At 59.8% G+C, this 16,020-nt stretch carries 18 protein-coding genes; 9 read left to right on the forward strand and 9 right to left on the reverse strand.

Translation table 11 applies throughout. The annotated features are described in order from the left end of the window. Window positions 1-217: 217 nt before the first annotated feature. Entirely contained in the window at window positions 218-2,812 is a 2,595-nt protein-coding gene (locus tag LSG25_RS19495; protein ID WP_232742519.1) for an AsmA family protein, read from the forward strand. After that, complete coding sequence (locus LSG25_RS19500; protein ID WP_232742520.1) at window positions 2,809-3,195, forward strand: MOSC N-terminal beta barrel domain-containing protein; 387 nt, start codon at window positions 2,809-2,811, stop codon at window positions 3,193-3,195. The genes LSG25_RS19495 and LSG25_RS19500 overlap by 4 nt, the downstream gene beginning before the upstream one ends. A 4-nt stretch (window positions 3,196-3,199) precedes the next feature. On the opposite strand, the gene LSG25_RS19505 is transcribed toward LSG25_RS19500, so the two are convergent. From LSG25_RS19505 to rsmD, 3 genes are all read right to left on the reverse strand, one after another. Beyond that, window positions 3,200-3,451, reverse strand: coding sequence for a YfhL family 4Fe-4S dicluster ferredoxin (locus LSG25_RS19505; protein WP_232742521.1), 252 nt, complete (start codon window positions 3,449-3,451; stop codon window positions 3,200-3,202). Window positions 3,452-3,526: 75 nt separating this feature from the next. Continuing rightward, window positions 3,527-4,030 carry a pantetheine-phosphate adenylyltransferase gene (coaD, locus tag LSG25_RS19510; protein WP_232742522.1) on the reverse strand — a complete coding sequence of 168 codons (504 nt, stop codon included), beginning with the start codon at window positions 4,028-4,030 and terminating at the stop codon, window positions 3,527-3,529. Between the two features lie 76 nt (window positions 4,031-4,106). Continuing rightward, window positions 4,107-4,697 carry a 16S rRNA (guanine(966)-N(2))-methyltransferase RsmD gene (rsmD, locus tag LSG25_RS19515; protein WP_232742523.1) on the reverse strand — a complete coding sequence of 197 codons (591 nt, stop codon included), beginning with the start codon at window positions 4,695-4,697 and terminating at the stop codon, window positions 4,107-4,109. A gap of 62 nt (window positions 4,698-4,759) precedes the next feature. Here rsmD and ftsY point away from each other — a divergent pair, with 62 nt between their 5' ends. Next, entirely contained in the window at window positions 4,760-5,893 is a 1,134-nt protein-coding gene (gene ftsY / locus LSG25_RS19520; RefSeq protein WP_232742524.1) for a signal recognition particle-docking protein FtsY, read from the forward strand. 32 nt (window positions 5,894-5,925) lie between these two features. Here ftsY and LSG25_RS19525 read toward each other — a convergent pair whose 3' ends face one another. After that, the gene (locus tag LSG25_RS19525; protein WP_232742525.1) at window positions 5,926-7,518 is read right to left on the reverse strand and encodes a CYTH and CHAD domain-containing protein; all 1,593 of its coding nucleotides are present in this window, start codon (window positions 7,516-7,518) and stop codon (window positions 5,926-5,928) included. A 118-nt stretch (window positions 7,519-7,636) separates the two neighbouring features. Continuing rightward, complete coding sequence (locus LSG25_RS19530; RefSeq protein ID WP_232742526.1) at window positions 7,637-8,449, reverse strand: IclR family transcriptional regulator; 813 nt, start codon at window positions 8,447-8,449, stop codon at window positions 7,637-7,639. A gap of 203 nt (window positions 8,450-8,652) precedes the next feature. On the opposite strand from LSG25_RS19530, the gene ribBA reads away from it, so the two are divergent. Genes ribBA through LSG25_RS19560 form a run of 6 tightly spaced genes read left to right on the forward strand, consistent with a single transcriptional unit; the run spans window position 8,653 to window position 12,871 of the window. Beyond that, window positions 8,653-9,816, forward strand: coding sequence for a bifunctional 3,4-dihydroxy-2-butanone-4-phosphate synthase/GTP cyclohydrolase II (ribBA, locus tag LSG25_RS19535; protein ID WP_232742527.1), 1,164 nt, complete (start codon window positions 8,653-8,655; stop codon window positions 9,814-9,816). Between the two features lie 14 nt (window positions 9,817-9,830). Continuing rightward, on the forward strand, window positions 9,831-10,340 hold the full coding sequence (gene ribH, locus LSG25_RS19540; protein ID WP_232742528.1) for a 6,7-dimethyl-8-ribityllumazine synthase: 510 nt from the start codon (window positions 9,831-9,833) through the stop codon (window positions 10,338-10,340). After that, a complete protein-coding gene (gene nusB, locus LSG25_RS19545; RefSeq protein ID WP_232742529.1) occupies window positions 10,309-10,830 on the forward strand; it encodes a transcription antitermination factor NusB in 522 nt (173 codons plus the stop codon). Before ribH ends, nusB begins: the two co-directional genes overlap by 32 nt. Window positions 10,831-10,851: 21 nt before the next feature. Beyond that, complete coding sequence (gene thiL, locus LSG25_RS19550) at window positions 10,852-11,811, forward strand: thiamine-phosphate kinase (protein ID WP_232742530.1); 960 nt, start codon at window positions 10,852-10,854, stop codon at window positions 11,809-11,811. A gap of 32 nt (window positions 11,812-11,843) precedes the next feature. Continuing rightward, on the forward strand, window positions 11,844-12,368 hold the full coding sequence (locus LSG25_RS19555; RefSeq protein ID WP_232742531.1) for a phosphatidylglycerophosphatase A: 525 nt from the start codon (window positions 11,844-11,846) through the stop codon (window positions 12,366-12,368). Beyond that, complete coding sequence (locus tag LSG25_RS19560; RefSeq protein ID WP_232742532.1) at window positions 12,365-12,871, forward strand: CinA family protein; 507 nt, start codon at window positions 12,365-12,367, stop codon at window positions 12,869-12,871. Before LSG25_RS19555 ends, LSG25_RS19560 begins: the two co-directional genes overlap by 4 nt. Here LSG25_RS19560 and pyrF read toward each other — a convergent pair. From pyrF to LSG25_RS19580, 4 genes are all read right to left on the reverse strand, one after another. Then, window positions 12,855-13,670, reverse strand: coding sequence for an orotidine-5'-phosphate decarboxylase (gene pyrF / locus LSG25_RS19565; RefSeq protein WP_232742533.1), 816 nt, complete (start codon window positions 13,668-13,670; stop codon window positions 12,855-12,857). The two genes, LSG25_RS19560 and pyrF, sit on opposite strands and share 17 nt — an antisense overlap. A gap of 139 nt (window positions 13,671-13,809) precedes the next feature. Next, the gene (locus tag LSG25_RS19570) at window positions 13,810-14,193 is read right to left on the reverse strand and encodes a diacylglycerol kinase (RefSeq protein WP_232742534.1); all 384 of its coding nucleotides are present in this window, start codon (window positions 14,191-14,193) and stop codon (window positions 13,810-13,812) included. A 93-nt stretch (window positions 14,194-14,286) separates the two neighbouring features. Further along, the gene (locus LSG25_RS19575; protein WP_232742535.1) at window positions 14,287-14,805 is read right to left on the reverse strand and encodes an SDR family NAD(P)-dependent oxidoreductase; all 519 of its coding nucleotides are present in this window, start codon (window positions 14,803-14,805) and stop codon (window positions 14,287-14,289) included. Beyond that, complete coding sequence (locus LSG25_RS19580) at window positions 14,802-15,800, reverse strand: alpha/beta hydrolase (RefSeq protein ID WP_232742536.1); 999 nt, start codon at window positions 15,798-15,800, stop codon at window positions 14,802-14,804. Before LSG25_RS19580 ends, LSG25_RS19575 begins: the two co-directional genes overlap by 4 nt. Window positions 15,801-16,020: the final 220 nt, after the last annotated feature.

Consider the following 16,020-nt stretch of genomic DNA (forward strand, 5'->3'; position numbering starts at 1 on the left):
TACCGGGGAAAGCGTAAAGTGGCACAGACCTTTGTCCCATATTGTTATAACGGTTGAATATAAAAACTGTTAAAAATAGGCTTGCATAACACTTTGCAAGGTTTCAGCCAGAAAAATCCGGAGAAGCCTGAAAAATCCAAAGCACTTGGGTTAGCATTCAACGTATTGCCTTGCTAGGGCAGTTTCGGGGGTTTTCCCGAGGTTTTTGAGGCCGGAAATGAAAGTTTGGTTCAAACGTGGGCTTGTTGGATTGGTGGTCGTGGTAATTGTCGCGCTGGTGGGCCTGGCGATTTTCCTGCTGACCTTCGATCCGAATGCATACAAGAACAAGCTCGAAGAAATTGTGTACAACCGGTACCACCGCACTTTGGCCATCAAGGGTGATATCAAGTTGTCGCTGTTTCCGCGCATAGGCCTGTCGCTGCAGGGCGTGTCCTTGTCCGACAGGGAAAGCACAAATACGTTTGCGTCGATCGACAGCGCCCGTTTTGCGGTGGCCATCTGGCCCCTGATGTCGAATCGATTGGTGGTAGACCATGTGGCCGTTTCGGGTTTCAAGGGATGGGTCGTGCGCAATCGGCTGGGGCAATTCAATTTCCAGGATCTGATGGGAAGCTCGCTGTCCGCCGAACCGGCGACAGACGCGGCGCCCGGGACAAGCGGCGACGCCAAGCCTCCAGGGCGCCCCTCAGTGCTGACCAATCACGAAGCCTCGCGCGCCGACTTTCAGATTGATATTGCCGGGCTCGACCTGAAAAACGGCGAGATTCATTTTCGCGATGTCAAAACCGGCTCGCGGGCGCGAGTGGAAAAACTCGAAGTCAACACCGGCCGCATGACTTTCGATCAGCCCTTCGACGTGGCCTTGAAAGGCAAGCTGATTGGCGTGTCTCCCGTTGCAGACGCCAATATTGAAGGGCAGGCAGTCGTTAAAATCAATCCCGAACAGCAGACGTACTCGGCGCAAAAGCTGAGCCTGCAGGTCTCGGGCATGCTGGATTCGCTGCAGGCCAAGACAGTCAGCCTGAAGGGCAATCTGGCGTATAGCGCTTATTCGCAAATGTTCACGGCCAGCAATCTTGAACTGGCCGTGCAGGGCGCGGTGGACGGCAAGCAGCCGATCAAGAATCTTGATGCCAGCCTGTCGGTTCCTCAACTCAAGGTCGACCGGAGTCAATCCGAGCTCAAGCTCGAAAAGCTGGCCCTGCGTGCCAAAGGGGTCTTGCCTACGCAAAATTTCGACATTGCCGTCGATGCCCCCAATTTGTCGATTTCGCCCGAGGCCGCCAAGGGGGACGCGATCTCCGGTACGGTTAAGCTCTCCGGCCAGAAGGTGCTGGGCCTGGCGCTGGGCGTTAGCGGCATAGGCGGCAATGCGCAGGAACTGACGCTTAAAGAATTGAAAGTGGAAGGCGGGCTCAAAGAGGGGCAGCGCGTGATTCAGTTCAATATTTCCTCGCCTGCGAACTGGAGCTCCATCAAGGATCATGGCGGCCTGTCGGCCATCAAGGGCGATGTCAAGATATCGGACCCTTCCCTGGCTGGCGACAGTTTCGAGTTTCCCCTGATCGGCAGCCTGCGCGCCGATCTGGTCAAGGACCAGATCAGCAGCGAGATCAATGCGGTGCTGAGCGGCAGCAAACTCGATTTCAAGGTCAAGGCGACGCAATTGCGCGATCCAAAAGTAACGTTTGATCTGGTGGCCGACACGCTGGATTTCAATAAGCTGTTTCCGCCGACTCAAGCCAAGGCCGCGGCCGCTCCCGCGGCGGATGGCAAGACGGCCGAGGCCGCCAAACCGGCCGCGCCCAGTGCTCCGGCCAAGGCTGCGGCGCCCGCGGTTCCCGCGGCGGTATCCGAGGCCATCGACCTGTCGGCTCTCGGATCCCTGGATGTAAACGGCAACATCAAGGTGGGCCACGTTCGGGCGCGCCAACTGGATGCCAGGCAGTTCAGCGCCGGGGTTCGAGTGTTGAACGGGATGCTGACGATCGCTCCCTTGTCGGCCGATTTGTACGGGGGCAAACTTAGCGGCAAGCTTTCCGCGGATGTGCATAATTCGATGGCCGCGCAACTGACGCTCGACAAGGTGGCCGTGGGCGACTTGCTGCAGGGCCTGTCCCAGGACAGTCGACTCACCGGAACAGGAAATATCGCCCTGAACCTGCATGCCCAGGGTGCGACGACGGCGGCGCTGAAGGCGGGCCTGACCGGCACGGTGCAGGCCACGATACGCGATGGCGCGGTCAAGGGGATCAATATTTCCCAGACCCTGCGCGAAGTGAGCAGCGCCGTGGAAAATGTATTCAGTGGCCAGGTTCCCGACGTGGCGGCGAAGTTCGATGCCGGGCGGCAAACGGACTTTACCTCGCTCGATGCCAGCCTGGCGTTCAATCAGGGCCAGGGGACGCTTAAAAAACTCAGCATAGTATCGCCTTTGCTGCGAATATCCGAAGGTACTCCGGCCTCGATCGACCTGGTCAACCAGCAGGCCGACATCGTGGCAAATGTCCGCGTGGTCAATACCATTGTGGGGCAAGGCGGCAAAGAACTGGCGGATCTCAAAGGCGTGACGATTCCCATCCGCATTTCAGGGCCTTTCGATAAACTGGGGTATCAGGTCCAGTGGAAGGAAATCGGCAGCAAGGCGGTGAAACAGGCCGTGCAGGATGGCTTGCTGGACCTGCTGTCGAACAAGGTCGGCAAAGATCTCCTGCCGCAGGCGGCCAAGCCGGCCGCGCCCGCTCCGTCCGGCAAGTCGGATGCGGTGAAAAGTATTGGCAATGCATTGAAAGGACTACTGGGTCAATGACACCTACTCTTTATTTTCCCATCGACGCCTGTGCAGGCATCGATAACCCCGACGCCGCACCCTACGACCGCCAATGGCTGGTGGTCGACGCCGATGGCCGGTGGCTCACGCAAAGGGATCACCCCTCGCTGGCGCAAGTTGCCGTGGCCATTCGCTTCGGCTATCTGGTGATTCGCGCGCCGGGCATGCTGCGCATGGATATTCCGCTCGATGTGATTGAAGACGACGAGAGCGTCTGGCGTCATGCCACCATTGGCAAACAGCGCGTCGACGTGGTCGATGAAGGCGATCTGGCCGCTGCCTGGATATCCAATTTCCTGGGGGTGCCCAGCCGCCTGGTCAAGGTGCATCCCGATGCGCCCGAGGTGTTGTGGCAGCCTTGATGGTTCAGCTTTTCTGAGTGATCCGCTGGTATTTGGCCATCAGGGCTTCCTGGCCTTCCTGCCATTGAGGATCGATCTCAATGCACTCGACGGGGCAAACGACCTGGCACTGCGGCTCGCCGAAATGCCCTACGCACTCGGTGCACAGGCTCGGGTCGATTTCATAGATTTCCAGGCCTAGTGAAATCGCCGTGTTCGGGCACTGCGGTTCGCAGACATCGCAATTGATGCATTCCTCGGTAATGCGCAAAGCCATGGTGTCTACCCTTGCCGAAATGCCGGTGTCAGTGCGCTGCGGTGGGCGCAGGCCGGCCCGATCCTGGAAATGAGCCTACCCCTGTTCCTGCTCGGCGCGGTGCGCCTTGGCCTTGCTGTGCAGCCAGCGCTCTACCGAAGGGAATACAAATTTGCTGACATCGCCGCCCAGAATGGCGATTTCACGCACGATCGTGCCTGAAATGAACTGGTATTGATCGGACGGTGTCATGAACAGGGTCTCGACTTCGGGCAGCAGGTGGCGGTTCATGCCGGCCATCTGGAATTCGTATTCGAAGTCGGAAACGGCGCGCAGGCCGCGTACAATGACACGTCCTTCCTGTTCGCGGACAAAGTCTTTGAGCAGTCCGGCAAAGCTCTTGACTTCGACGTTGGGGTAATGGCCCAATACTTCTTCGGCAATTTCAACGCGCTCTTCAAGGCTGAAAAACGGCTTTTTGGCGTGGCTGTGGGCTACGCCCACGACAACGTGGTCGAACAAGCTGGCGGCGCGACGTACCAGGTCTTCGTGACCGCGGGTAAGGGGGTCGAACGTTCCGGGGTAGACGGCAGTGATCATACGGATTCCGATGATTTGTAGTAAATGAATTGGCTTGGCCCGGCAAGGGCAAGAGAGATTAATTTAGCTTATTTTTTCAACTTGTTTCGGGATTATTGACTTTTTTTTGCGCCGCAGCAAATCGTAGCAGATGGAAATGCACTTGCCCCGCCTTGCCTTGCCGCAAAAGCTCGAAAGGCTCGGGGGGAACAAGCGCTGTTTCAGACTCGACATAAACCAGGCCATCGGGTGCCAGAATGGGGGGCAGCCGGGCCCACAAGGTGTCCAGCCACTGCTGCCCGAAGGGCGGGTCGAGCAGGACCAGGTCGAAAGGGTCGGCGCTTGTTCGGTCCAGAACCATGCGGGCATCGCCGGAGTGGATGCGCACGTGGTCGGCCTTCAGCCGGGAGCGCAAAGACCGCAGCGCCGCCACCGCGGCCGGGTTGGATTCAACCATCTGCACGTGGGCGACGCCCCGGGACGCGGCTTCGAAGCCCAGGGCGCCGGTTCCGGCAAACAGGTCGAGTACGCGTTTTTGTGAAAAATCGTGAGCCCAGAGATGCTGCAGCCAGTTGTACAGAGTTTCTCGTACGCGGTCGGGGGTGGGCCGAAGGCCGGCGGCTTCGATCACCGGAATAGAGGTACGTCGGTAATCACCGCCTACAATACGGACGAGGTGTTTTTTCATGATGTGTAGCGGCACGCGGTGTGACGGCAGTCAAATGAACCAATTAGAGTAGTGTAAAGCGTATGTTCAGCATTTTTAAAAGAAAAAAATCGACTTCAGGCGAATCGCCGGAATCGCCGGCGGGCGCTCCCGAGGCCGCGGCCGAAATCGATGCGGCTGTCCCGGCCGAGCCACCGGCTGCCGAGACAAACACGCTTGCCGCCTGGCCGCAGTCCGGGCCAGAGGGTTCGGATACCGAAACGCAGCTCGTGCCGGCCGTGGAGCCCGCCGCCGAGCCCGTGGAAAAAACAAGCTGGCTGTCGAGGTTGAAAAAAGGCCTGTCGCGCACCGGCCAGAATATCGGCGGTCTGTTTGTTGGAGTCAAGGTCGACGAAGCGCTGTTCGATGAACTGGAAACCGCGCTGATCATGGCCGACGCAGGCACGCTGGCCAGCGAAAAACTGCTCACGGCCTTGCGTGCCCGGGTCCGCAAGGAAAAAATCGAAGATGCGGCGCAGGTCAAGGCGGCATTGCGCGACATACTCGCCGATCACCTGGCGCCGCTTGAAAAACCCTTCCCCTTGGGGCAGGTTGCGCCACTGGTCATCATGATTGCCGGTGTAAACGGCGCGGGAAAAACAACCTCCATAGGTAAATTGGCCAATACCTTCCAGCGCCAGGGAGCCAGCGTACTGCTGGCCGCGGGCGATACATTCCGCGCGGCCGCGCGCGAACAGCTTATCGCCTGGGGGGCGCGCAATAATGTGACCGTGATTGCCCAGGAGGGCGGCGATCCCGCCGCGGTGGCTTTCGATGCGGTCAATGCCGGGCGAGCGCGCCAGGCCGGGGTCGTCATGGTGGATACGGCGGGCCGCTTGCCGACCCAGCTGCATCTGATGGAAGAGCTGAAAAAAATCAAACGCGTCATAGGAAAGGCGGATTCGGCCGCTCCGCACGAAGTCTTGTTGGTTATCGATGGCAATACCGGGCAGAACGCCATTGCTCAAATTCGCGCCTTCGATGCCGCCGTCACCCTGACCGGGCTGGTGGTCACCAAGCTCGATGGCACGGCCAAGGGCGGCACGCTGGCGGCGGTTGCGGCGGGCAGCCAGGGGGTAAGGCCGGTGCCGGTTTACTGGATAGGGGTGGGCGAAGGCCTGGACGATTTGCAGCCTTTCGTGGCGCGTGAATTCGCGGCGGCCCTGGTAGGGGAATAAGCTGTTGTTGCGGGCCGATGGCCAGCCAGCGATCAGGACTTAAGCTTGCCGGCCTTGGCCAGCACCTTGAACATCGCTTGCGCTTCCCGTTTCTTTTGCGTTTGCATCGAACGCAACCAGCCCACGGCAAACCAGGCCTGGGGCTGGTTGTCCAGCAGCGCCCGATAGGCCTGCTCGGCCACATACAAATCGTTGAGTTCGCCCAGGGTGTCCTGTGCTTGCGTCAATGCGGCCAGTACCCGCTCCAGAGTAGAGCGAGACAGCAGGGCTTCGGAAAAATTCAGGCCATACCGCAGGCGCTTGACCTTTTTCCGCAGGTCGTGCTGGTCTTCAATGGCAAGTTCCTGGAATTGCGAGCCTTGTTGCACTATGCGCGCCAACCATTTATTCAGGCGGCGGACCAGCGCGAGCTTTAACGGCAAGGCTTTTTCCTCGGCGCCGGCCGAGGCGGGAACCGCTTGTACCGCGGCATTCGGGAGTGGTTCGGCCGTTTTTGCCGCTGGCCCGGTTTCGGGGCCAATCGCGCTGGCAAGCAGGTCGAGCAACAGGATCTGGAACGCGGGTCCGGAGGCCAGCGCCGCCGCATGACCCGGGCCGTGTGCCGAGGCTTGCGGCAAAATACAGGCGGGCATGCCCGCGCGTTCAAGTTGCGGCGCAATCGTATATCGGACCACGTCGTCGTCGCGTGTTTCACCGAAGGCCGCAAAGTGCTGGCGCAATTGTGTATCGAGCAGCGGGGCGGCGGGGGCGCTCCAGTCTTTGTAAAGCTTCCAGCAGGAGCGTAAACGGCGTATGCCGACGCGCAACTGATGAACATGTTCGGCGCGCAGCGCTTCGTCGGCCTGGGCGGCATCCACGCCTGCCACGAAAGTGGCATTGCGGATGATCTGGCCCGAACAGTCGTCCACGCAGGCCAGATAGGCCTGATGCAGGCTCATTGCCGATTTCAACTTGGGCAGGCCGGCGCGCCGCGGCTTGGCCAGGCGTTCGGCCAGGTTAGCGGCCGTGGGCAGTCCGGCCGCGGCGCTTGTTCCGGCGGCGGCCTGCGCGGCCGATGCCAGAGTGTCGCCGCGTTCGGCCTTGCTTCTCAGATCGAGTATCAGGCCAAAGCGCTGCGTCCATTTTTTGCTTAATGTGAACAGACTCTGGATTCTGCCGGAGAGAAGTTCGAATTCGATTTCGCAAACCGGCAATTCCAGGCTGCCGGCGCAGACCGTTCCCTGATCGTAGGCCAGCTCGACGGTTCCGTACCGGGTGCGGATTTTCCGCAGCAGGCGTTTGATCCTGGTTTCGTAGCACAGCGCCAAAGGATTTTTCAGCCGTGTGAAAACGGATTTCAGTTCGCCGCTTTCATACAGCGACAGGTCCAGCGTTGGCTCAGTGCGCGGGTGATTGATTTCGATGCGCGACAAGGCATCCGCGCCTGGCATTTTCAGGGTCTGGATCCAATGTTCGCCTTCCCGGCGCAACCGCAGCGCTATTTTGGCTTGCGCCAGTTCGCGTCCGGCTGTGTCGAAGTAAAGCGCATGCAGGGCAATTTCGGTGGCCTGCTGCCCCCGCAACTCCTGTTCCAGGGCGAGGCGCGCTTTTGCCGGCACGTGCAGTTTGATTTCTCGTTCTAACATTTCCGGCAGCAAGTCATTGATGACGCCTGTTAACGGTTTGCGGGACGGGCGGTGCAGCGTTTTTGCGTGACAGGTATATGACTATTATTCAGGATAATAATGACAACAATATGACAGTTCATTTTGCCGGCTTGTAACCCAATTGCTCCGATATGGCGCGGGCGCAGTCCTTGAGCGCATGGGCGATGGGGCTTGCCCAGCTCGAGTCGAAGAGCGTGCTTGGCCCCAGGCTGGTCAGTGCCAGCGCAATGTTGCCGGAATGGTCGAAAACAGGCACCGAAAAGGCGTCGATGCCGGGTAGAGGGTTGCCTAATGCGCGGGCCATGCCGTGCTCTTTGATATCGGCCAGCAAGGCGCTCAGGGCTTCCTCGCTGGGCTGTATCTGGCCGATGCTGGTGACTATGGCGGTATCGCCGACCTCTCGTTCAATATAGTGCTGGGCCACCTTGGGCGGCAGCCAGGCCGCAAAGACGTGGCCCGTGGCGGTGTGCAGCATGGACATGACCGTGCCCTTGCGCATGTTCACGTGCACGGGATAGCTCGCTTCGCATATATGGATCATGGTCGGCCCATGCGATCCCAGAACCGCAATCGCCAGCGTATGCCCGATCTGGCTCGCCAGTTGATTGACATAGGGCATGGCAATGCGCACCGGGTCCAGGCGTTGCAGGCTGACCAGGCCCATCTGCAGGGCAAATGGGCCCAGTTCGTATTGCCCGGTCGTCGTGTCCTGCTTTACCAAGCCCACCCGCACAAAACTGACCAGGTAGGGGTGGGCTTTGGCCGAGGTCATGCCCGCCCGTGTGGCCAGGTCGCGCAGGGTAAGGGGGATGCCCGCGTCCACCAGGCTTGCCAGCAGGGGAAAGCCCGTTTCCACGGACTGGATGCTGCGCCGCCCATCGTTGGGACTTGTTGATTGTTTTGCTGCCATGGAGTCGGGAAGTAGGTTGTTTCGGCGGTGGCCGGATACACTGTTCTGGCTTGTTCGGGCGCGGCGGGCCCAAAAAGCAGGCACGCCAATGTTACTCGGGTTTGGCCCGCGACGGGCATAAGTGGCCTGTTCCGGCGACAATGTCCGATACCTGTTGCCGCAGGCGTTAAAATTAGCCAACTTTCCAACGAGTCCCCATAACCATGAGCAACACCCCAATAGAAGACCCTAGCCGGTCGGAGTCGTACGATATTTCCCCCGTTCCCGATATCATCGCCGAGTTGCGCGCCGGCCGGCTGGTCATTCTGGTTGACGAAGAAGACCGTGAAAACGAAGGGGATCTCGTCATGGCCGCCGAATATGTCACGCCCGACGCCATCAATTTCATGGTGACGCATGCGCGCGGCCTGGTGTGCCTGACGCTGACCGAAGAGCGCTGCCGCCAGCTTCAGTTGCCGCTCATGGCCAGCCGCAACGGAACGCGATACGGCACTAATTTCACCATGTCCATCGAAGCGGCCGAGGGGGTCGAAACCGGCATTTCCGCCGCCGACCGCGCGCGGACCATCCAGGTTGCCGTGGCGCGCGACGCCAAACCGGCCGATATCGTCCAGCCGGGGCATATTTTCCCGGTTCAGGCGGTGCGCGGCGGGGTGCTGGTGCGCGCCGGCCATACCGAGGCCGGCTGCGATTTGACGGATCTGGCCGGGCTTACGCCGGCCGCGGTCATTTGCGAAATCCTCAAGCCCGACGGCACGATGGCGCGCCTGCCCGATTTAAAACTGTTTGCGCGCGAGCATGGCCTGAAGATAGGCACAATTGCCGACCTCATCCAGTACCGCAGCGAGCACGAAACCATGGTCGAGCGCGTGTCGGCGCGTACAATAGAAACCCCTTGGGGGGAATTCCAGGCGGTAGCCTATCGTGATCGCGCCTCGGGGGCGCCGCATCTGGCCCTGGTGCATGGCGCGATAGAGCCCGAAGTGGAAACCCTGGTGCGGGTACACGAACCCACCAGCATGCTCGATGTCTTGTGCGTTGGGGCCACGGCCCACAGCTGGAGCGTCTCGAATGCGCTCAAGACCATTGTTGCGGCGCCGTCCGGGGTGCTGGTGCTGCTCAATTGCCAGGGCTCGGCCGAGATCATGTTCAGCCAGTTCGCGGCCTGGGGGCAGCCTGGCGACGAAAAAAACCAAAGTGGCGACAATCGTTTCGATCTTAGAACCTATGGCATCGGGGCGCAGATTTTGCGCGATCTGAATGTCGGCAAAGCGCGTTTATTGGCCCGGCCGCGAAAAATGCCCAGCATGGCCGGTTTTTCTTTAACGATCACGGGTTACGATAGCGAACCCGTCAATTTGGCCTAACAGGAATACCGACTATGAATCCTTACACTTTGTCTCCCGATCTGAATGGTGAAGGTCTGCACCTGGGTATTGTCCGCGCCCGTTTCAACGAAGAAATCGGCCAGGCCGAGCTCGAGGCCTGCCTGGCGGAACTGGCCGAATTGGGTGTCGATGAGCGCGACGTCATGCTGGTTTCGGTGCCGGGCGCTCTCGAGCTGGGCGTTACCCTGGCCCAGATGGCCGAAACGTTTGAGTTCGATGCGCTGATTGCACTGGGCGCTGTCATCCGGGGCGAAACGTATCACTTTGAACTGGTCAGCAACGAGAGCGCTTCGGCCATCAGCCGGGTATCGCTCGAAACCGGCATTCCAATCGCCAACGGGGTGTTGACCACCGATACCGACGAGCAGGCGCAATCGCGGGCTGCCGGGAAAGGTCGCGATTGCGCGCGTGCCGCGGTGGAAATGGCCAATCTGGTCGCGGCGCTGGAGCCGGAATCAGACGACGAAGAAGATGAGGACGAAGATTTTGACGACGAAGAATAACGCTCATAACGGCCACGACGGGTCCGCTGCGCAAAAACCCAATTCGCGCAGCGCGCGCAGGCGCGCGCGCGAGTTCGCCCTGCAGGGTGTGTATGCATGGCTGTTGCGCGGCGATGATGGCTTGCAGGAAGCCGGCGCCATCGACGCGCATATCCGCGACGACGACGAATTCCAGGAAGCCGACGCTACATGGTTCAAAACCCTGTTGCACGGCGTATTGCGCGAAGCCCCCGGGCTGCGCGAGCGTTTTGTGCCGTACATCGACCGTCCCTTGGCGGAGCTTTCTCCGATCGAGCACGGAATACTCCTGATAGGCAGCTACGAGCTTATCCATCATGTCGAAGTACCTTATAAGGTAGCCATCAACGAAGCGGTGGAACTGGCTAAATCGTTCGGCGGAACCGATGGCTTCAAATTCGTCAACGGAGTCCTCGACAAAATGGCGGCCGATGTCCGGTCCGCCGAGGTCCAGGCTGCGGCGCGCCGCTAAGGCCGGCTAAAAGAGGGCCTATTGGGCAACGAATTCGATCTTATCGCTCGGTATTTTTCTCGTCCTGTGCCTGATCGGTTTTTAGGGGTCGGTGACGACTGCGCCCTGTTTCCCGTGGCTCCCGGCATGCAAGTGGCCGCCAGTACCGACCTTCTCATCGAAGGGCGGCATTTTTTTGCCGACGTCGATCCCAATGCGCTGGGCCACAAGGCGCTCGCCGTCAATTTATCGGATCTTGCCGCCATGGGCGCGCAGCCCCTGGCATGTTTGCTGAGCCTGTCTCTGCCAGGCATCGATGCGGACTGGCTCGAGGCTTTTTCAAATGGCTTCTATGCGCTGGCCGATGCCAGCGGCTGTCCCCTGGTCGGGGGCGACACCACGCGCAGCCCGGGCGGCATCGTTATCAGCGTTACCGTATTCGGCCAGATCCAGGCGGGCCAGGCACTGCGTCGCAATGCTGCCAGGGTCGGAGACGACATATGGATCACAGGCACGCTTGGGGCCGCCGATATCGCCTTGAAACTGTTGTTGAACGCGCTGCCGGCCAATCCCGACCTGCTGAGCGCTACTCGCCCGTTCCTGGAGCGGCCGCTGCCTCCCCTCGGCCTGGGGCAGAAATTGGCCGGCGTGGCGCACGCGGCGCTGGATATTTCCGATGGCCTCGTGCAAGATCTGGAACATATACTCGATGCCAGCGGCTGTGGCGCGGAACTCGACTACGCAGCGCTGCCGGTTGACCCGGCTTTACGCCGCCTGCCGCAAAGCGTGCAGCAGGCGGCTGTGCTGGGCGGCGGCGATGTGTATCAGCTTTGCTTTACGGCCGCCGCGCCGCGCCGCGAACAGATTTTGGCGTTGGCGCAGCAGTCTTCGGTGGCCGTGTCGCGGGTGGGCCGCATTACTGCCGAGCCCGGGTTGAGGGTAAAAGGGGCCGACGGGCAATTCATTACGCCTTTGCCCGCGGGGTTCGATCATTTTGGCTGAAGTTTTCATGCGAATTTTTAGAGGTTGGTTTTATGCCTTCTGTTGATCCCGGTACGTCGGCGACACCGCCCCTCGAGCCGACCCTGGCATGGGTATACCATTCGCCCGCGCGGATTATTTCGTTTGGTTTCGGCAGCGGCCTGTTGCGGCCCGGGCCGGGCACATGGGGCACGGTCCTGGCGTGGATACTCTGGGTGCTGCTGGTTTCCCGGCTTCCCGATGGCGCAATTGCCGCCGTGCTGGTGTTATCGTTTGCCTATGGCTGCTGGAGCTGCCACCGCGTCGGCAAGGAACTGGGGCAGCCCGATCACGGCGGCATGGTATGGGACGAAATCATCGCCTTCTGGCTGGTGCTGTGGTTGACTCCCGGGGTATGGGGCGCGCAATTGCTGGCGTTTCTGCTGTTCAGGGCCTTTGATATCGTCAAGCCGCCGCCCATTCATTTCTTTGACGCTCATTTCAAAAATGGCTTCGGAGTGATGTGGGACGACATCGTTGCCGCCATATACGCCTTGCTGGTGATGGCGATTCTGGTTCGATTGGAGCTATTGCTATGAGCGCGCACGAATCTTCAGACCTGGTTCAGGCATTGGGGCAGTTGATGATAGACCGCGGCTGGATGATGGCCTGTGCCGAGTCCTGCACCGGGGGCCTTTTGAGCGCCGCGCTGACCGATGTGGCGGGGTCGAGCCAATGGTTCGACCGAGGCTTCGTTACCTACAGCAATGCGGCCAAAATACAGCATCTGTTGGTGCATGCCGATACGCTGGAACGGTTCGGCGCCGTCAGCGAAGAAACCGCCATGGAAATGGCGGCCGGCGTGCTGGCGGTTTCCAGCCTGTCGCAATTTGCCATTTCCACGACCGGCATTGCCGGGCCTGGCGGCGCGACGCCGGGCAAGCCGGTAGGCATGGTGTGTTTCGGTTTTGCCCGGCGCACGCCCGATGGCGTTACAACACGTGCCGCGATCCGGGTTTTCGAAGGCGACCGCCAGCAGGTGCGTTCAAGCGCCGTTGCCTATGCCCTGCATACCGCCATAGAGCTTATCGGGCAGCATTGATCGCATCGCGCGTGGCCAGGGCCGCCGCCGATGCCGCTTCGCGCCAGTCCTCTCCGCCGCTGGCGTACAAAATGGCGCGCGACGAATTGATCATCATTCCCGCCCCACGGCTGTCGCAGCCCGCCTTGACCGTGGCGGGGATATCGCCGCCCTGGGCGCCTATACCCGGCACAAGCAGAGGCATATCGCCGACACGCTGCCTGACCCGGGCGATTTCATCGGGGAAGGTGGCGCCCACCACCAGGGCGCATTGGCCGTTGGTATTCCAGCGGTCGGCGACCAGTCCGGCCACATGCAGGTACAGCGGCAGGTCGTCTTTCGACTCGATGAACTGCAGGTCGGAGCCGCCCTTGTTCGAGGTGCGGCACAACACAATGACCCCGCGGTCCTGCCAGGCCAGATACGGTTGTATGGTGTCGAAGCCCATATACGGGCTGACCGTGACCGCATCGGCGTTATAGCGCTCGAACGCTTCACGGGCATATTGTTCGGCTGTCGAGCCTATGTCGCCGCGCTTGGCATCGAGCACGATGGGGAGCTGCGGATATGCCTGGCGTATGTACCGGCACAGGGCTTCAAGTTGCTCTTCAGCGCGTTGCGCCGAGAAATACGCGATCTGCGGCTTGATGCCGCAGGCATAGGGAGCGGTGGCATCGACAATGGCGCGACAGAACTCGTAGATGGCGTCGTCGCGGCCTTGAAGCTCGGCGGGAAAGCGCTGCGGATCGGGGTCCAGGCCCACCATGAGCAGGGAGTTCGAGGCGGACCAGGCTTGATTGAGCTTTGTAATGAATGTCATGGGCGATAACAGGGGTGCGGCAAAAGTGGCGGAAACGGCAGCCGTCTACAGGGATGTGCGACGCGCGCAGGCTCTAGTGTAGTGGACTTTGCACGCGCCGATCGCGCCGCAAGCCCGGGGCAGCCGTTTGCCTTTTCATCTACAGGAACCGGACGCACAACAAGGTGCCCCAGACCAGGCCTCCCAGCGCCAGGGACAGCATGACCGCCGCGCTGCCCAGGTCCTTGGCGCGGCCGATCAGGGGATGATGTTCGAGCGTAATCGCATCGGCCAGCGCTTCGAGCGCCGAATTCAGGATCTCCACGATCAGGACAAACAGGATCGTTGATAGCAGCAGCAGGATCTCCAGGGCATTGCGGCCCAGCCAGAAGGCCGCTGGCGTCAGCACAACAGCCAGCAGCAGTTCCTGGCGAAAGGCCGCCTCATGCTGAAACGCGGCTTTGAAGCCCTGCAGCGAATAGCGCAGGGCATTGAGCAGGCGGCCGAAACCGCCAAGGCTTTTATAAGGCGACGATGTGTTCATTCTTCTCTGGCGGCTTTAATTTATATTTATGCGGGAACGGGTGCCCGCTCTTCGCAATTAACAATGGCTGTATGGGGACCCCTCATAGCCAAATCAACGCTCGGACACTGAATCATACAGGCGCAGCCTGATCCAGCCAAACTTAATCCTGGGCCTCGCAGGGGGCGCTGCCATGCGCTCATAAAAAATGTCCGTTATCAAGTCTTTTCTGATGGCGTGCATGTCGAGAAAATCCATATAAACCAATAGCGCGGCAGTGATCCGAATGAGTCCCAGGAGGTTGGTCGTTATGGTGGACTCAGCATCTGTCAGGTCTTCTTGTTGATTTAGAAGGTTTTCGGGCTGCTGAAAGCCCGCATTGTTAATGAGAACGTTCAATCCCGGTGCTTTCTCGGCGAGGTACCGCGCTATCCGCTTGATGTCTTGCAGGTCGTTGGCGTTGAAGACGGCACATTGCATTCCAGGATTTGCCACGCAGACCGTCTCTAAGACGGACAGTCGCCGTCCGGAAATGATGACTTGGTTGCGTAGAGCGTGGAATGCCTCGGCCAAACCGCGTCCGATGCCCGAGCCGCCAGCGGTGATGAAAATTATGTTGCCGGTGAGTTTCACGCATGCTCCTTGAAGTCTGCCGCGTTGAATTGATTACCCGGTTTGGTCGACAGACGTAACGCAAGGAAGTTGCCGATTGCTTCAAGCGCGCTAGTCGCTGCGTTGGTTCGCCCAACAGTGGATAGGAATCCGTGTGGCATGCCTTTCCACACATCTAACTTTGCGTCGACACCAGCAGCAACAGCACGCTCGACATAGAGACAAGAGTCATCTAACAGCACTTCGTCGTTGCCCACATGCACGCGAACTGGCGGCAAGTTTTGCAGGATGCCATACAGCGGTGAAGCAAGCGGATCGGTTGCGGCCTGCTCATTCAGGTACGACTTGACCAGGGCTTCGACTTGGGCACGGACGAAGTACGGGTCTGCATCTGCTCGTGAGCTCCAGCTCTCGCCAGAAAGGGTAAGGTCGGTCACTGGAGACAGCACCACCGCGGCCACTGGGAGCGAGCTACCCACACGCGCCTTCGAAGTTGTCCATGCCAAAAGACCGAGCGCTAAACCGCCGCCCGCTGAATCGCCCACTATAGCCACGCGACTTACGCCACACTGGAACAGCCCTTCGTAGCAGGCTTGCACGTCGTTGGCTGCAGCTGGAAACGGGTTTTCTGGCGCTAGTCGGTAGTCGGGAATGAAGGCCGCTGCACCTGCACTCACAGCGATGTGTGCGACCAGCCCGCGAAAGGCTTGCGCCGAGCCCCAGTTGTACCAGCCTCCGTGCAAATGAAGGATCACCTCATCGACGCGGGCATTCACAGGGCGGCACCACCAGCCAGCGACACCGCCGACGCTGTCGGCCTCGAACGTGACATCCGCCGGCGCTTGAACGCGGCCCATGATGTTATCGAAGGGACCACGCGCGGCAATACCTTGCATCTTGCCCTTCATTGGAAGAACCATCTCACGCAAGCCAGTCATTACAACGGCATCAGCGGATGTCAGGGGATGAGTAGTTGCCCAGGGGGCATCAAGAGAAGCATTTTTGGAAAAAGACATGGCGTATCTCCGAGAGATTTGAGTCGGCAAAGCAAGTAATTGGTGGCGTTAATTTATTTAACTGAACGTAATGTAATTATAAATTGAACGAAGGTCAACCCATTGCTCCCGCATTACGGTTCATCTGCTCTACTCGGCGGTGCGATTTCTCAAACAGCGTGATGGACCGAACTGAGCGTCCTGTGACTTGGCACCACGAAATTCTTTACGGATCGTTTTG

The sequence above is a fragment of the Paralcaligenes sp. KSB-10 genome (genome assembly GCF_021266465.1).
Lineage (GTDB): Bacteria > Pseudomonadota > Gammaproteobacteria > Burkholderiales > Burkholderiaceae_B.

What these genes read in the sequence shown, in the direction of transcription:
- LSG25_RS19495 (WP_232742519.1), top strand. Translation starts at nt 218, where the DNA reads ATGAAAGTTTGGTTCAAACGTGGGCTTGTTGGATTGGTGGTCGTGGTA.
- LSG25_RS19500 (WP_232742520.1), top strand. Translation starts at nt 2,809, where the DNA reads ATGACACCTACTCTTTATTTTCCCATCGACGCCTGTGCAGGCATCGAT.
- LSG25_RS19505 (WP_232742521.1), bottom strand. Translation starts at nt 3,451, where the DNA reads ATGGCTTTGCGCATTACCGAGGAATGCATCAATTGCGATGTCTGCGAA.
- coaD (WP_232742522.1), bottom strand. Translation starts at nt 4,030, where the DNA reads ATGATCACTGCCGTCTACCCCGGAACGTTCGACCCCCTTACCCGCGGT.
- rsmD (WP_232742523.1), bottom strand. Translation starts at nt 4,697, where the DNA reads ATGAAAAAACACCTCGTCCGTATTGTAGGCGGTGATTACCGACGTACC.
- ftsY (WP_232742524.1), top strand. Translation starts at nt 4,760, where the DNA reads ATGTTCAGCATTTTTAAAAGAAAAAAATCGACTTCAGGCGAATCGCCG.
- LSG25_RS19525 (WP_232742525.1), bottom strand. Translation starts at nt 7,518, where the DNA reads ATGTTAGAACGAGAAATCAAACTGCACGTGCCGGCAAAAGCGCGCCTC.
- LSG25_RS19530 (WP_232742526.1), bottom strand. Translation starts at nt 8,449, where the DNA reads ATGGCAGCAAAACAATCAACAAGTCCCAACGATGGGCGGCGCAGCATC.
- ribBA (WP_232742527.1), top strand. Translation starts at nt 8,653, where the DNA reads ATGAGCAACACCCCAATAGAAGACCCTAGCCGGTCGGAGTCGTACGAT.
- ribH (WP_232742528.1), top strand. Translation starts at nt 9,831, where the DNA reads ATGAATCCTTACACTTTGTCTCCCGATCTGAATGGTGAAGGTCTGCAC.
- nusB (WP_232742529.1), top strand. Translation starts at nt 10,309, where the DNA reads ATGAGGACGAAGATTTTGACGACGAAGAATAACGCTCATAACGGCCAC.
- LSG25_RS19555 (WP_232742531.1), top strand. Translation starts at nt 11,844, where the DNA reads ATGCCTTCTGTTGATCCCGGTACGTCGGCGACACCGCCCCTCGAGCCG.
- LSG25_RS19560 (WP_232742532.1), top strand. Translation starts at nt 12,365, where the DNA reads ATGAGCGCGCACGAATCTTCAGACCTGGTTCAGGCATTGGGGCAGTTG.
- pyrF (WP_232742533.1), bottom strand. Translation starts at nt 13,670, where the DNA reads ATGACATTCATTACAAAGCTCAATCAAGCCTGGTCCGCCTCGAACTCC.
- LSG25_RS19570 (WP_232742534.1), bottom strand. Translation starts at nt 14,193, where the DNA reads ATGAACACATCGTCGCCTTATAAAAGCCTTGGCGGTTTCGGCCGCCTG.
- LSG25_RS19580 (WP_232742536.1), bottom strand. Translation starts at nt 15,800, where the DNA reads ATGTCTTTTTCCAAAAATGCTTCTCTTGATGCCCCCTGGGCAACTACT.